Annotated in this window: 13 protein-coding genes and 1 riboswitch; of the genes, 10 read left to right on the forward strand and 3 right to left on the reverse strand. The window is 45.4% G+C overall.

The window, feature by feature from the left end:
• Nucleotides 1–113: 113 nt before the first annotated feature.
• From FEF09_RS08515 to FEF09_RS08525, 3 genes are read left to right on the forward strand one after another with little or no spacing between them, the layout of a single operon-like run.
• Entirely contained in the window at nt 114–635 is a 522-nt protein-coding gene (locus tag FEF09_RS08515; protein WP_146304710.1) for a KdsC family phosphatase, read from the forward strand.
• Between the two features lie 55 nt (nt 636–690).
• Nucleotides 691–1,632 carry a geranylgeranylglycerol-phosphate geranylgeranyltransferase gene (locus FEF09_RS08520; RefSeq protein WP_146304711.1) on the forward strand — a complete coding sequence of 314 codons (942 nt, stop codon included), beginning with the start codon at nt 691–693 and terminating at the stop codon, nt 1,630–1,632.
• Nucleotides 1,632–2,210, forward strand: coding sequence for a Maf family protein (locus FEF09_RS08525; RefSeq protein WP_146304712.1), 579 nt, complete (start codon nt 1,632–1,634; stop codon nt 2,208–2,210). Before FEF09_RS08520 ends, FEF09_RS08525 begins: the two co-directional genes overlap by 1 nt.
• A 27-nt stretch (nt 2,211–2,237) precedes the next feature.
• On the opposite strand, the gene FEF09_RS08530 is transcribed toward FEF09_RS08525, so the two are convergent.
• Complete coding sequence (locus FEF09_RS08530) at nt 2,238–2,600, reverse strand: iron chaperone (RefSeq protein ID WP_146304713.1); 363 nt, start codon at nt 2,598–2,600, stop codon at nt 2,238–2,240.
• A 95-nt stretch (nt 2,601–2,695) separates the two neighbouring features.
• Here FEF09_RS08530 and FEF09_RS08535 point away from each other — a divergent pair, with 95 nt between their 5' ends.
• On the forward strand, nt 2,696–3,802 hold the full coding sequence (locus FEF09_RS08535; RefSeq protein WP_146304714.1) for a TlpA disulfide reductase family protein: 1,107 nt from the start codon (nt 2,696–2,698) through the stop codon (nt 3,800–3,802).
• A gap of 153 nt (nt 3,803–3,955) precedes the next feature.
• On the opposite strand, the gene FEF09_RS08540 is transcribed toward FEF09_RS08535, so the two are convergent.
• A complete protein-coding gene (locus FEF09_RS08540) occupies nt 3,956–5,152 on the reverse strand; it encodes a homoserine dehydrogenase (RefSeq protein WP_089808803.1) in 1,197 nt (398 codons plus the stop codon).
• A gap of 150 nt (nt 5,153–5,302) precedes the next feature.
• Complete coding sequence (locus tag FEF09_RS08545; RefSeq protein ID WP_146304715.1) at nt 5,303–6,481, reverse strand: trans-sulfuration enzyme family protein; 1,179 nt, start codon at nt 6,479–6,481, stop codon at nt 5,303–5,305.
• A 156-nt stretch (nt 6,482–6,637) separates the two neighbouring features.
• Nucleotides 6,638–6,757: riboswitch (SAM riboswitch) on the reverse strand.
• 143 nt (nt 6,758–6,900) lie between these two features.
• Here FEF09_RS08545 and FEF09_RS08550 point away from each other — a divergent pair.
• The 6 genes from FEF09_RS08550 to FEF09_RS08575 all read left to right on the forward strand — a co-directional run bounded on the left by FEF09_RS08550 (nt 6,901) and on the right by FEF09_RS08575 (nt 16,415).
• Complete coding sequence (locus tag FEF09_RS08550; RefSeq protein ID WP_146304716.1) at nt 6,901–8,352, forward strand: DUF2851 family protein; 1,452 nt, start codon at nt 6,901–6,903, stop codon at nt 8,350–8,352.
• A gap of 194 nt (nt 8,353–8,546) precedes the next feature.
• On the forward strand, nt 8,547–9,395 hold the full coding sequence (locus FEF09_RS08555; RefSeq protein WP_146304717.1) for a hypothetical protein: 849 nt from the start codon (nt 8,547–8,549) through the stop codon (nt 9,393–9,395).
• A 41-nt stretch (nt 9,396–9,436) separates the two neighbouring features.
• Nucleotides 9,437–10,351, forward strand: coding sequence for a lipoyl synthase (gene lipA / locus FEF09_RS08560; protein ID WP_012789638.1), 915 nt, complete (start codon nt 9,437–9,439; stop codon nt 10,349–10,351).
• 329 nt (nt 10,352–10,680) lie between these two features.
• Complete coding sequence (locus FEF09_RS08565; protein ID WP_146304718.1) at nt 10,681–12,012, forward strand: TolC family protein; 1,332 nt, start codon at nt 10,681–10,683, stop codon at nt 12,010–12,012.
• A gap of 56 nt (nt 12,013–12,068) precedes the next feature.
• Complete coding sequence (locus FEF09_RS08570) at nt 12,069–13,208, forward strand: efflux RND transporter periplasmic adaptor subunit (protein WP_146304719.1); 1,140 nt, start codon at nt 12,069–12,071, stop codon at nt 13,206–13,208.
• A 36-nt stretch (nt 13,209–13,244) separates the two neighbouring features.
• A complete protein-coding gene (locus FEF09_RS08575; protein WP_146304720.1) occupies nt 13,245–16,415 on the forward strand; it encodes an efflux RND transporter permease subunit in 3,171 nt (1,056 codons plus the stop codon).
• The last annotated feature ends 60 nt before the right edge of the window (nt 16,416–16,475 follow it).

Below are 16,475 nucleotides of genomic sequence, written 5' to 3' on the forward strand. Positions count from 1 at the left end.
GTATTACTTTTGGCAATTAGGAATTAGGAATCGGGAATTAAGAATTGAGCCGCTGTACATCGCTGCCATCTTAATGCCTGATTCCTAATTCTTAATTCCTAATTTCTTTGATAATGAATATTTTAGCTCTTTTTAAACCTATTTCCACTTTTGTTTTTGATGTTGATGGTGTACTGACAGATGGTACCGTGCAGTTATTACCCAACGGAGACCAATCCCGCAGAATGAATATCAAAGACGGCTACGCATTACAACTGGCCGTTAAAAAAGGATACAGGGTGGTGATCATCTCTGGTGGAAAATCGGAAAGTGTGGTGAGCCGTTTGCAGGGACTGGGCATAAAAGATATTTATACCGGTATACTGGATAAACAGGAGAAACTACAGGACTACGCATTTGAAAATGACCTGAAGTGGGACGAAATCCTGTTCATGGGCGACGATATTCCTGACTACAGAGCCATGCAACTGGTGGGACTGCCGGTATGTCCTGCGGATGCTGCACCGGAAATCAAGAGTATATGCCGCTATGTATCGCCGGTCAATGGCGGTTTCGGCTGTGTGCGGGAAGTGATCGAAAAAGTATTAAAACTGAATGATCACTGGATGATGGATGAGGAGATTGCCAGCAGATAAGAGCTGCGATCATATTATATATAACAGGAAATATTTTTACCGCAATTATTGAATTATGAAATTGCTGATTGCCTTCCTCAGGCTGGTCCGATATCCGAATCTTATTTATATAGCGCTGACCCAATTCCTGTTACAGTATTGTGTGGTAGCACCGGTACTGACCTATAACGGAGAAACGCCTTCGCTGTCCTGGCTTTCCTTCTGCCTGTTATCCCTGTCAACGGTATTGATAGCAGCTGCGGGAAACATTATTAATGACTACTTTGACATCAATATAGATATCATCAACAAGCCGGAAAAGATGGTTCTTGATAAGATCATTAACCGTCGCTGGGCGATGGCCTGGCACACCATATTTAATATGGCCGGCGTTTCTATCGGCTTTATTGTGGCCTGGCGTATCGGAGTGATCTACCTCGGGTTTACGCAGGTGATCTGCTCCCTGATACTATGGTTTTACTCTACTTCCTTCAAACGTCAGGTGCTGATAGGAAATGTACTGATCTCTTTGCTGACAGCACTGGCAGTGGTGGTAGTCGGTTTTTATGAGAAGCAGATTTATGAAAGCTTCGAAGCCATTATGTCGCCCATTGGCAGAAAGCTGATACAGGTGATTGGTGTATATGCCCTGTTCGCTTTCATTATCTCCCTGATCCGGGAAATAGTAAAAGACCTTGAGGATATGCTGGGGGATAGCAAAGACGGTTGCCGTACTATTCCGATTGTCTGGGGGGTAAATCCGGCCAAACAGATCTGTTATGCCCTGATGCTGGCATTGCTGATACTGATCCTGCTGGTCCAGATCCGTATTGCTTTTATCGGCTGGTGGCCTGCTATTATCTATCTGGCATTACTGGTACAGGCGCCTGTTTTCTATATTTATGTCTTACTGAAAAAGGCACATCTGCCTGAACATTATCATAAAGTAAGTTCTCTTGTGAAATGGCTGATGCTGTCTGGTATTCTTTCCATGATCTTCTTTAAAATATTGCTCTGATGTATACCGGAAAACGTGTGATCCTTGCGTCCCAGTCTCCCCGTAGAAAACAATTGCTGGAACAGGCGGGTATTCCTTTTGAAGTGAAAGTGGTGGATACCGCAGAGACTTTTCCCGCTGATATGGCGATTCCTGAAGTACCGGTGCATATTGCCCGGCAGAAATCTGCTGCAGTAGCTGCACTTTGTGCTGATGATGACATCGTTATCACTGCTGATACAGTGGTTGTACTGGATGATACGATCATTGGTAAACCCAAAGACAGGGAAGATGCCATCCGCATCCTGTCTGCTCTGAGCGGACGTATACATCGCGTGATCACAGGTGTGGTGATCAAACAGCAGGGCGAAGAATCCGCTTTCTCCAAAGAGACGGAAGTACATTTCAAACCCCTGACCACCGAGCAGATCACCTATTATGTAGATGCTTATAAGCCTTACGACAAAGCAGGCGCTTATGCGATTCAGGAATGGATCGGCGCAGTGGGCATTGATCGTATTGATGGCTGTTTTTATAATGTAATGGGATTGCCTGTAAGCAACGTCGTAGAGGCGCTCGAAGCAATAGGCAAAAAATAATTATCGGGTAAGGTGGCGCCAGCCATCTTACTTTTTCTTCTTTTCAGCGTTTTGTTTAACCCGGTATTTTACGATCCGCGTGATCAGGTCCAGCGGCATTGGCTGGTCTAATGGAAACTGTACAGAACCCTTTCCCTGTTTATATACTGATAACTCTTTCTCAAATTCTTCTATACCAGTTGGGGTAGGATAGAAGCCGATGTGGCTTTTGAATGCGGCAAAATGCACCAGATTGCCGTTTAATACAAATGTTGGTATGGCATATTTGATGTCTTCTGTCGCTTCAGGCGCTGCTTTATGAATAGTAGCACGTACCTGCTGAAGGAGCGCCTGTACATTTTCGGGGAAATCGGCTATGTAAGTATTGATATCCGGGGCGGTGTTTTTCATGATGGCGGTATTTATTACAAATATATGCGATTGAAACGCTAAGATTTGAACGGGAACAGTCTTTATATAGGTATACCCAAATACCATTTAACACCATGAACATTGTTTTTAAGAGAAGTTTGCTGGCCCTTAGCCTATTTATACCTGTAGTTATTCATGCCCAGACAAAGGATTTTCGCCTGATCGGCAAGTTTAAGAATGCAAGACCGCATACAAAAGTGTATCTGGTTATTTTAACTGGAGGTGAAAAATGGACATTAGATTCAACAACAGTTAATAATGGAGGCTTTGTATTTAAGGGCAAAATAGATGACTATAAAAGGGCTTTTGTTGGTTTTTCGCCAGCCTTTGATGGAAGTTCTCTGGAAAGAAGAACAATCTTTCTCGAGCCCGGAGATACTTTTATCAATAGTGATGGACCTCTATCTGCTGCTACTTTTCCGGGATCGAAGCTAAATAACGATTTTACTATTGTGGAAGCGGAAAGACAGAAGTATAGTGATGCGGACGACAGTCTTCACAAAATTAAATATACAGACGGCGCCACCCAGCATGCTGACAGGGAACGACTGGAAAGAAAGTATGACCAATTCAGGAAAGAGTATATCCGTAAAAATCCGGATTCTTATTTTAGCCAGTTTTATGTGCGGGAGCTGCTTGAAAATAAGCAAATAAGTCCTCTGCAGGCTGATTCACTATATAAAAGTTATAGTAGTAAATATAAAGCCGGAGAAAGAAGCCGTGCAGTCGGGACCTATATCGATAATTTATTGTCAATGGAGAGTGGACGACCTGCACCTGCTTTTACCTGTCGGGATCTGAATGGGAAGCCGGTGTCATTGTCCGATTACCGGGGTAAATATTTATTGCTGGAGTTTTGGGCATCGTGGTGTGGTCCTTGCAGAGCAGAGAGCCCTAACCTGAAAGCGGCGTATGATAAATATAAGAATGCCAATTTTACAATATTGAGTATATCGGTGGATAAAGAAGCTGACAAAGCGAAATGGTTAAAAGCAATTGAACAGGACGGAACAGGCGCATGGACACATGTGGCACAATTTCAATCCGGTGGAGCTAAAATCTCAGAGTTATATGCAATACCACATCTGCCGTTTAATGTGCTGATCGATCCATCCGGTAAAATCATTGCCAAAGAGTTGCTTGGAGCGGGGCTGTTTAATACCCTGCAAAAGTTATTATAGTCCTATGTCCTATTCAATGATCCATTTATCCCGATGCTAACCCGCTTCATACATGAGCACCTGGTCCCTTAAGGATCAGGTGTTTTTTTATATAAAAAGGCGCCTCGCCAATGGCGGACGCCTTCTGCTAATATATGGCTGATTAACTGATGACTAACGTGCATGGTCTTCACCCAGAACCAACAGATTCACATCTTTATTTTTTAACCAGTCTGCTTCTTTTAATTTCTGCAGATTGATCACACCTACCACATAGCTGTAAGTAGCTGATTCATATTTTTCAGAGATGTTGTAGAAGTCTGTCAGATGTACCTGAGAAGCATTGCTGTAACGGAGGTAGATCTTCAGCTGTACATCATTGGTGAAGGCCGGCTGATTGGACTGTTTGATCTTTTTGTATTCGTAGCGATAGTTGTACAACAGTGCGGAGATATCGGAGAGTACAGCACTACCGGTTGCGGTACCACCTGCGCCTTTCCCTACGAAGAACTGTTTGTCGGTGAATGCACTTTCCAGCAGTACGCCGTTGTATTCATTGTATACATCGTACAGCAGGTTGTGTTCACGGATCAGGTGTGGTAATACATATGCGTTCACATGACCATTTTGTCTGCGGCAGTTACCGATCAGTTTAATAGTACAGTTACGTTGTCTGGCAAATTGTATATCGAAATCGTTCAGGTGATGGATACCGAAGTTGAACACTTCTTCCGGTTTTACGAAAGTACCGAAGGCATGTAACAACAGGATCACGATCTTGAATTTCGGATCATAACCTTCGATATCCAGCGTAGGATCGGTTTCTGCGAAGCCTAATTCCTGTGCTTGTTTCAAGGCAGTTTCAAAGCTCAGGTTCTCTTCGAATATCTTGGTGAGAATGTAGTTGGTAGAACCGTTACAGATACCTTCTACTGCATTCAGCAGGTCGTTATCATAGTATTCTTCCAGGTTACGGATGATAGGAATACTTGCGCAGCTGGATGCTTCATACAGGAAAGGTACTTTGTTTTCTACCTGCAGCTGATACAGTGCAGGCAGGTTTTCTGCGATCATGCGTTTGCTGGCGCTAACGACTGCTTTACCATTACGCAGTGCAGTGCTTACTATTTCGAATGCTGCATCTGTTTCATTGATCAGTTCTACTACGACATCAATGGTTGGATCATTGAGAATTTCATTTTTGTCTGTAGTAAAATAACTTGCGTCGATAGGACGAGGCTTGTTAGGATCTTTAATACATATCTTTTTGATACGGGCATTGATACCTTTCGTTCTGTTTAGTACCTCGTATAACCCTTGTCCCACACAACCAAATCCGAAAATGCCTAAATTGATGATTTTGTTTTCCATGTTCTATACTTAGTGCTTACTTCCATTTTAATGCAGCTGGTTGATAAAAATGTGCTGCCTTATGTTGAAAAAAAGTTGTTGTAAATAATTGTCCCTTGTGTGCTGTTGCTGCTCCTTTTAAAAGTAATGATTGCTTTTTGGAGGAACTTTTTATTGCAGCACTGTCATTTGTTTTCCGGCAGGCAGATTCAGTTTGTCGAGTGCCTGTTTAAGATCATTGATCAGATCTTCTGCGTCTTCGATACCGACTGACAGACGGATACAGGAATCTGGTAAACCTGTTCTCCTGCGGAATTCTTCCGGTATGTTCCGATGCGTCATGGTAGCCGGATGATCCAGCATACTTTTTACACCACCGAAGCTTTCTGCGAGTTTGAAAAGTTTGGTTGCATTCACTACACGGATCGCATTTTTGATATTGTCATTTTTCAGGGAGAAGCTGACTAATGCGCCATATTGTTTTTGCTGTTTGCGTGCAATATGATGATTCTTATGAGTGCTGAGTCCCGGATAGAACACTTTATCCACAGCGGGATGTGCAGACAACCATGTAGCGATGGCCATTGCATTGCTGCATTGTTTATCCAGCCGGAGACTCAGTGTTTCGATGCCTCTGATGGTGAGCCATGCTTCGAAAGGACTGAGGATACTACCTGAAATATTCTGGTTAAAGCGCAGCTGATCGGCCAGTAGTTTGGAGTTGACCACTACGAGTCCGGCGATGACGTCAGTGTGTCCTGCAAGATATTTGGTGGCACTGTGAATAATGATATCTGCGCCCAGCGGCATTGGTTGCTGCAGCAGGGGAGTACAGAGTGTGTTATCCACTACCAGCAGTATGTTATGCTGTTTGGCAATTTTGCTGATGGACTTGATATCGGAGATGCGTAATGTCGGATTGGTAGGCGACTCCAGCCAGATCATTTTAGTATTGGGGGTGATAGCCGCCAGTACTTTGTCTGTGTTGCTGGTATCGACAAAATTGGCTTTGATGCCGAAGCGTTCGAACATGTGCTGGAACATCTGGAAGATACCGCCATAGGTATCTTCTACCGCCATGATTTCGTCACCGCTTTTCAGGAGTTTCATAACAGCATCAATGGCCGCCATACCGCTGGCGAAAGCAAAACCTGCATGTCCTTCTTCCAGACTGCAGATCAGATTTTCCAGCACTTTACGGGTGGGATTGTTGGCACGGGAGAACTCAAAACCCTTATTGATCCCGGGAGACTCCTGCACGAAGGTGGAGGTCTGGTAGATGGGGACGGAGATGGCGCCAGTCAACTCATCCACCGGGATGCTATGCAATAATTGAGTAGCTATTTTCAATCTTCAAAGTAATTATACTGTTATTAAACCCTGGTTGGCACACGCACAATCAGACATTCATTCGGTCATATAACTACCAGAACGGGCATAAAAAAAGCCCTTCCGATGTTGGAAGAGCTTTCAAGTATTTTATTACAGTGAATTTCAATCTCTGCCAACTTATCTTCCCTCGGTTATCGTATAACCGGGGCCGGAATTAGCACCTTTCCCTACATTTCTGCAGGTTGGTTGCTAAGGCATCGCAGGGCCAAGTCCCTCCGCCTTTCTGGATAAGTCATGTGTAAGAACTGGGTGCAAAGTTAAGGGTACTTTGATCAAATTTCCAAATGGCTGTATTTTTAATTTTTTTGACCCACCTGTTTTTTTGCTAATTTGATATATCTTATCGGACTTTTAATTATTCTGTTAACCAACCAATTATGACCATTGTACCTGTTGATCCGATCATGTCGGAAGAGCTCTTCCAGCATATCTGGCAATTCCGTTTATTTACACAATCGGGGCTGAGCACCCTTGAAGGAGATCCAGTTCAGATAGATCATCCCGGGCAACTGAACCGTCATGCAGGGCCTGATTTTACTGCTGCACGTATCCGTATTGGCAATACTTTATGGGTGGGAAATGTAGAACTGCATCTGAGAACGTCAGACTGGTTCCGGCACGGGCATCAGCACAACCTGCAATACCGGAATGTTGTGCTCCATATCGTTTTTGAGCACGACGTAGCAGGTGACAACACCCACGGCATTCCTATTCTTGAATTACGATACTGTATTCCAAAGTTATTGCTGCAGCGGTATGAATGGTTGCGGCAATCGCAGGCCTTTGTACCCTGTGCAGGATCTGTTGCAGAGGTGCCCTCACTGGTATGGACCGGATGGAAAGACCGTTTGCTGATAGAACGGCTGGAACAGCGGGCAGACGTATTGAAGGTCTGGTTGTTGCAAACACAGTATGACTGGGAAGAAGTTTGTTACCGTGCTTTGGCCAGAGGAATAGGTATGCCGGTAAATGGGGAAACATTTCTGGCATTGGCGAGGTCATTGCCTTACAAATTGCTGTTGCGTCATCAGCATGATCAGCTGCAATTGGAGGCATTATTATTCGGACAGGCCGGCATGCTGGAAGATAAACGTGGTGATGTCGCTGACGATGAATGGAAGTTAAACCGGGACGAAGCGGAGGTGTCAGGGGAGATGCGCAGGAGTATAGGTGGAGATGAGGTGGACTTGATCGCCGGAAGTGTTGCAGATCAAGGTGTTATAAAGGGTGTTGAGACGCGCGGAATATCAGATGAATATATGAGGCGTCTGCGACAGGAATATACTTATCTGCGACGTAAATATAAGCTTATTCCAATGGATGGCCAACGCTGGAAGTGGCTACGGATGCGGCCTGCTTCTTTTCCCACCATGAAAATTGCGGCAATGGCGGCATTGCTGCACAGGCATGCGCACCTCTTTTCTGTCATGCTGGAGGCAAAAGATGCCGCTACCCTGATAAAATTGCTGGAAGTACCTCTTTCCGGATATTGGCAGACACATTATCGGTTTGGAAAGCCGGTGGCACAGACAAGGATGCCCGGTAAGAGGGCTGTGCATAATATGTTGATCAATACAGTCTTACCATTATTATATGTCTACGGAAGAGAGAAAAAGGATGGCGATTATCAGGAAAAGGCGGTAGCGATGCTAAGACAATTGCCACCGGAAGATAATCACCTGATCCGTGAATGGAAGGCGCTGCATGTGAGTGCCGGATCGGCAGGAGAGACACAGGCATTGTTGCAGTTGAAACAAACATATTGTGAGGAAAAAAGATGTCTGCACTGTGCGGTGGGAGCAAGGCTGGTCAGGAGTGGAATTGCCTGATAAACAAATCTTGTAACCATTTTTCATCCGGGGCGTTATATATACATGGGCGTGGGTTTTCGCAGAAAAACAAATTTACACATGACAGAAAAAACGTGTAGGTTTGTAACAGCAGGCATACCAATATGATGCCCCTTACGTTTATATAGTATAGCCCGGCGGCTATACTCCGTTAACTAAACAAATCTATACAGGTGAAAAGACTATACTTATCCTTGCTTTTACTGGCCATGGCGGGTGGTGTGTATGCCCAGACTTCAACCACTGATGCACCTTCCAAAAAGGAACAGCGGGAGGAACGGAAGCTGAAGCGTATTTCATTGTTTAAACAGCTGGAAGAAGGTGAGAACCTGTATCAAAGAGAATTTTCCATGGGTGGCCGTATCAATACGGACGGCTGGGCCGGTTTTTTTGAACTGGGTTGGAGAAAGAGCAGAATTAAAGTAACCTATTTCCAGTTCGAGTTTGCTGAGAAGAAAAATCCGAAGGAAGATAAAAAACCGGGTGCTTTAAAAGATATCGATCAATTTGGCTTTATATACTCCGAGAAGCCTTATATATATGGTAAGCAAAACAATTTCTATCAGGCTAAACTGGGTGTTGGTCAGCAGCGACTGATCGGTGGTAAAGGCAATAAAAACGGGGTATTGGTAAATGCCATTTATTACGGTGGTCTTTCCGTTGGTCTGAAGAAACCTTATTACCTGAATGTAGTAGACCCGAACACTTCAAGAGGCGTACAGGTAAAATATGGTCAGGATCCATTATATGATCAGGCATTTCTGGACAGATCGTCAATTATTGGCGGTGCTGGTTTTGGAAAGGGCTGGAGTGAGGTAAGTATCGTACCGGGTATACATGCCAAAACAGGTTTGCGCTTTGATTGGGCTCGTTTTAACGAGGTTGTCAGTGCACTGGAAGTCGGTGTAAATGCTGAGTATTATACTAAGGATGTGGACATTATGATCGATCAGGACCCTAAGAAGTTTTTCTTTAATGCATACATCGCGTTACAGTTTGGAAAGCGTTGGGACAAGAAATAGTTGAGAAGTATTAAATTTGTGTTCTAAAGAAAGGATCAGAGATGGAAGAAACACCGATCACGACCGCAACGCCATGTAGTACAGCACCTGCTGCACCAAGGACGAAAAAGCCTGACTGGCTGAGAGTTAAGTTGCCAATAGGGGAAAGTTACAAACAGGTTCGTAACCTGGTTGATACGCATAAATTACACACAATCTGTGAGAGCGGTAACTGCCCGAATATGGGAGAATGCTGGGGAGCCGGCACCGCTACTTTTATGATACTGGGAAATATCTGTACCCGTAGCTGTGGGTTCTGTGCGGTAGCTACCGGCAGACCGGAAGCTGTGGACTGGGATGAGCCTCAGCGTGTGGCGGAAGCCATTTACCTGATGAAGGTGAAACACGCGGTGATCACCTCGGTAGACAGAGATGAACTGAAAGATGGTGGTTCTATCATCTGGGCAAATACCATTAAAGCTGTCAGATCACTGAATGCTGACACTACTATGGAGACATTGATCCCTGACTTCAGAGGTCAGTGGGAAAACCTGCAGCGCATCATTGATGTAGCGCCTGAAGTGGTATCCCACAACCTGGAAACAGTGGAGCGTCTGACAAAACAAGTACGTATCCAGGCAAAATATCATCGCAGCCTGGAAGTAATCCGCCGCCTGAAAGATGGAGGCATGCGTACCAAGAGTGGTATCATGCTGGGTCTCGGCGAAACGAAAGAAGAAGTGGTACAGGCCATGCAAGACCTGTACGATAATGGATGTGACGTGGTGACACTCGGACAATACCTTCAACCTACCCCAAAACATTTACCGGTTGTCCGTTTTGTACATCCCGATGAGTTCGCAGAATTGCGTGAAATAGGATATAACATGGGTCTTGACTATGTAGAATCAGGACCACTGGTAAGATCCTCCTACCATGCAGAAAAACATATTCACAGTGGACGTGCCGCGAAGTAAGTTAAACAATAGTTTAAATTTACATCAGTGGTAACATGTTTCTGATTGCGAGTCATTATCTTTGCCCTGCAATTGCGGGAACGAGGTTAGCTACAGCTCCCTATGGGAGCTGATTTGCCACCTTTTTAGGTGACAATATCCCAAGATTTGTTTAAACCGTTAACGACCTGAACCTACCTGTTTGCAGTTTGTGCATAATGCTAAACTGTGCCCGTCTGATTTTTGCTGAAGATCACATTAGCATCTAATTGAATAACAAATATATAGTGGACAAAATCGTCGTTGTCCTCCGATTGGTGTAAAGAAGATTCTGATTGTCAAAACCTTTTATGAAAAGAGTATTTTATCTGACCGCCGTACTAAGCGCCGTGCTGTATAACGCACCGTCTTATGCGCAACAGGTCTCCGATTCACTGCTTCCTCAAGCCACCCTCCAGGCTTGTATTCAGTATGCACTCACCCACCAGCCGGTTGTAAAACAGGCAAAACTGGATGAGGATATCACTGAATACACCATTAAGGGTAAGCTTGCGGATTGGTACCCGCAGATTGGTGTAGATTACAGCCTCAACCATTATCTGAAGATTCCCACATCCTATTTTAATGGGAACTATGTACAGTTGGGCGTAGAAAACAACTCCGCAGCTTTGTTCCAATGGAACCAGAATCTGTTTACCCGTGATCTGCTGCTGGCAGGCAGAACTGCCCGCGATGTACGCAAACAAGCAAAACAGAACACAGAAAGCTACCGTATTGATGTAGTGGCAAATGTGACCAAAGCTTACTACGGTATGTTGCTGACTGAACGTCAGATTGATGTACTGGATGAAGATGTGGTACGTCTGGAACGTAGTCTGAAAGATGCTTATAACCAATATCAGGGTGGTATTGTGGATAAGACAGACTATAAAAGGGCGACTATCTCCCTGAATAACACCCGTGCACAGCGAAAGACTGCCGCCGAGCAACTGAAAGCCAGTGAAGCACAGCTTCGTCAGCTGATGGGCTATCCAGTGAACGGTCCTCTACCACTCGTATATGACACTGTACAAATGGTCCAGAACATACAGCTGGATACAACCGTTACGGTGACCTATAATAACAGGGTGGAAATGCAGTTGCTGGAAACACAAAAAACGTTGTTAGATGCACAGCTGAAGTATAACAAATGGAGCTTTATTCCGACTGTTTCTGCATTTGCGAACTATAACTTCAACTACCTGAATCCGGAATTCTCCAAGTTGTATAACAACAACGTACCGAGTTCTCAGGTAGGACTGAAAGTGTCCCTGCCTATTTTTCAGGGTTCTAAACGTATCTATAACATCCGTCAGGCGGAATTGCAGATCAAACGTAATGATCTGGATATAGAAAACCTGCGCAACCAGATCAATACTGAATATACTCAGGCAATGGCAACCTATAAAGGTAACCTGAATCAGTTTTATGTGATGAAGGAGAATGTGGACCTGGCACAGGAAGTATATACTCTGATCGAGATGCAGTACCGGGAAGGTGTAAAAACCTATCTGGAGGTGATCACGGCACAGACAGATCTGCGTTCGGCACAACTGAACTACTATAACGCAATGTATACTGTGCTGTCCAGCAAAGTGGATCTGCAACGTTCATTGGGTACAATATCAACTAACAACTACTAATAAGGAAACTGGTCGGGTCCGTACAGCCTGACCATTGAAAGGACAAATATTTTCAGATGAAAACAAAGCAACACATTCTCCTCATTGGCGCTACAGGCTTATTTTACCTGGCTTCCTGTAAAGGCCCGGCTCAGAAAGCAGCCATGGTATTGCCTCCTACACCGGTAAGCGTAGTACCTGCAGTTACTGGTACTGCTATTTACTACGATAAATATCCAGCTACAGTAGTAGCCTTGAACCAGGTTGAACTGCGTGCACAGGTATCAGGATATATTACCGGCATTTTCTTCAAAGAAGGTGAAGTGGTACAGAAAGGAAAACCGCTCTATGAAATAGACCGTCGTAAGTATGAAGCCGCTTACCGTCAGGCAGAAGCCAGTATCGCGCAGGCAAAGGCAAATCTTACGAAAGCACAGAAAGACGCAGACCGTTATCATAAACTGGCAGAGCAGGATGCAATTGCCCGTCAGACACTGGACAATGCAGACGCTGCACTGGACGTAAGCCGTAGCCAGCTGGCTGCTGCGGAAGCCTCTTTACTGGCTGCCCGCACAGACCTCGACTACGCTGTGATCAAAGCTCCTTTCACCGGCCGTATCGGTATCTCTCAGGTAAAACTGGGTGCACAGATCGGTGCAGGAACAACCTTACTGAATACAATTTCTTCAGAGAATCCGATCGCTGTTGATTTCGTGGTGAATGAAAATGATATTCCACGTTTCTCTGGTATGCAGGGTAAAACGGTGACTCCGGGTGATTCTACTTTCCGTCTGCAATTACCTAACGGACAGGCTTATTCTGAGCCCGGCCGTCTGACAGTAGTAGATCGTGGTGTGGATAACCTGACAGCTACTATCAAGGTGCGTATTGAATTCAACAACCCGAAGAATGAACTGAAAGAAGGTATGAGCGGTGTGATGAATGTACTGAACGATCAGTCAGGCGACCGCGTTATCATTCCTTACAAATCAGTGGTTGAACAGATGGGTGAATTCTTCGTATTTGTTGCGAAAGATACTGTTGCAGAACAGCGTAAAATACATCTGGGCCCTCGTCTGAGAGAAAGTATCGTCGTAATGGACGGTGTGAAAGAAGGCGAGCTGGTGATTGCAGAAGGTATACAGCGTTTACGTGATGGTGGTAAGATTGATACCACTACTGTAAAGAAAGCGCCGGATGCCGCAGCTAAGAAATAGATAACAGTTTGAGTTTGAATCAATAGAAGAAGAAACATGATTGCAAATACTTTTATACGCAGACCGGTTACCGCAATAGTTATTTCTGTTGTACTGGTGCTGGTAGGTTTGCTGGCGATGACTAACCTGCCCATTGGCCAGTACCCGGAAATTTCGCCCCCCACTGTACAGGTGACCGGTACTTATATCGGTGCGGATGCACAGACGGTGGAGCAGACAACAGCTACTCCTGTGGAAGTGCAGGTAAATGGTACACCTGGTATGACTTATATGACCAGTAACAGTACCAACAGTGGTGCAATGAGTTTGACCGTGAACTTTGAAGTGGGTACTGACATTAATATCGCCGCTCTGGACGTACAGAACCGTGTGGGTATTGCGCAGCCAACCCTGCCTCAGGAAGTACAACGTTTAGGTCTGACTGTAAGAAAGCGTAACCCCAGTATCCTCATGCTGGTGGCTTTATATTCTCCGAATGGTACCCATGATGTAACCTTCCTGGATAACTATACCAACGTATATATCAAGGATGCATTGCTGCGTGCGAAAGGTGTGGGTGATATCTTCACCCGTGCGGATGATTTCAGTATGCGTGTATGGCTGAAACCTGACAAGCTGGCCCAGATGGGTGTAACAGCAGAAGAGGTAAGAGCTGCTATTACTGAACAGAATGCGCAGATTTCCGCAGGTACCGTGGGTGCACCTCCTCAGAAGACCGGACAGACATATGAGTATACCATCTTCGTAAAAGGCCGTCTCGTAACAGCTGAGGAATTTGGTAATATCATTATCAAAACCCGTCCGGATGATGGAGCAATTGTATACCTGAAAGATGTTGCCCGCATACAGCTGGGTAAATTCAGTTACAGCAACAACTCTTATGTAGATGGTAAGAGAGCTTCCTACCTGCTGGTTTATCAGGCGCCGGGTAGTAACGCGATCGAAACAGCAGAAGCGGTATATGAAACAATGGAACAGCTGAGCAAGACCTTCCCGAAAGATGTTGCTTACGTAGTACCATTTGAGTCTGTATCCGTGATCGAGGTATCTATCCACGAGGTGGTGGAAACCCTGTTGGAAGCACTCGTACTCGTGGTGATCGTGGTATTCCTCTTCCTGCAAAGCTGGAGGGCGACCGTTATCCCGGTACTCGCTATTCCTGTATCCATTATTGCGACGTTCATCTTCTTCATACCGCTTGGATTTACCATCAATACCCTGACCCTGTTCGGTTTCGTACTGGCGATCGGTATCGTGGTGGATGACGCCATTGTGGTGGTGGAGGCGGTCCAGCATAATATGGACCATGAACAGATGACGCCGAAGGAAGCGACTTATGCAGCGATGAAAGAGATCTCCGGACCGGTAATGGCGATTGCGCTGATTCTTGCGGCGGTATTCGTACCAGTAGGATTTATACCGGGTATCGTGGGACGTCTGTATCAGCAGTTTGCGATCACGATCGCAATCTCCGTACTGATCTCCGCGTTTGTGGCATTGTCCCTGACGCCGGCATTATGTACGCTGATCCTGCGACCAATGCACCTTGATAAGGATTCAAAAGGTCTGAATAAGTTCTTCTTTAAGTTCAATACGTGGTTTGGACATGTGACCAGTCGTTATTCACTGGGTGTGAAGAAGAGTATCCGTTGGTCACGTTATGTGATCATACTGCTGCTTTGTATTATGGTCGGTACCCTGTTCCTCTTCAGAGGTAAGCCGACAGGCTTTATCCCGACAGAGGATGATGGTCGTATATATATCACTTTTGACCTGCCGGAATCATCTTCCACAGAGAGAACGATTGCTGTAATGACAGAAATGATGCATACACTGGATAGCGTAAAAGCGATCGGTCACTATGCAGCATTGGGTGGTCTGAACGTAGTAAGTTTTGCGACCAAATCGAACAGTGGTACGATCTTCTGTCAGCTGAAACCATGGGATCAACGTAAAGACAAATCTCAGCAGATATTCGCGCTGGTAGGACAACTGCAGGCGAAACTATCCAGATTTAAGGAAGCCAATGTGGTGGTAATTCCGCCTCCGGCAATCCCCGGTCTGGGTTCTACAGCAGGTTTCTCCTTCATTCTTCAGCAGAAGAGTGGTGGTGGCGACATCAAGGAATTTGAAGGCGTACTGCAGAAATTCACAATGGCGATCAACCAGCGTCCTGAAATAGCAAGAGCGTTCTCCTTCTTCACCGCACGTACTCCCGGTTATCAACTGGAGATAGACCGTGAAAAGGCGAAGAAGATGGGCGTACAGATATCCTCTATTGCTACCGCATTGCAGACCTATCTGGGTAGTGCTTATGTGAATGACTTTACGGTGTACGGCCGTAACTTCCGTGTAGTAACACAGGCGGATTCCACTTACCGTGGAGATATCAAGGATCTGGCGCAATATTTTGTGCGTAACTCTGCCGGTACGATGGTACCATTGAGTGCGCTGACTTCATATAAGGTGACGGAAAGTGCGCCGGTTATCTCTCACTATAACCTGTTCCGTTCTGCGGAAATAAACGGTAGCCCTGCTCCGGGCTATAGTAGTGGTGACGCGATCAAGGCATTGCAGGAAGTAGCAGCACAGGTATTACCGGAAGGTTATGGATATGAGTTCTCCGGTCTGAGCCGTGAGGAGTTATTATCCGGATCCAAGACGGTTTACATCTTTGCGCTGTCTATCATCTTCGTATTCCTCTTCCTTGCAGCCCTTTATGAAAGCTGGTCTGTACCATTCTCCGTACTGCTGGCAGTACCTATCGGAGCTTTTGGTGCGATCCTGACATTGACTTTCCTGCCTGCCATTACGAACAACGTATACGCGCAGATCGGTCTGATCACACTGATTGGTTTGTCGGCAAAGAACGCGATCCTGATTGTGGAATTTGCGAAAGAGCGTGTGGATAAAGGTATGGAACTGGTCACAGCTACTGTGGAAGCGGCCAAGCTGCGTCTGCGTCCTATCATCATGACATCCCTTGCGTTCCTGTTAGGTATCATGCCGCTGGTATTATCCAGTGGTGCGGGTGCTGAATCCCGTAAAACAATGGGATGGACCGTATTGGGTGGTATGTTCACCGCGACCTTCCTTGCGATCTTTATCGTACCGGTGCTGTATGTGGTAATTACCCGTCTGGCATATGGTAAGGATAAACTGAAACAAATGCAGGAAAACTACAAAGCGATGCAACACGAATTATAAACGGAAAACATTGCAACTAAAAAAGGCGCCCGCGGTTAGCGGGCGCCTTTTTTTATGTAA

Source organism: Chitinophaga pinensis, from assembly GCF_007896845.1.
GTDB lineage: Bacteria > Bacteroidota > Bacteroidia > Chitinophagales > Chitinophagaceae > Chitinophaga > Chitinophaga pinensis_C.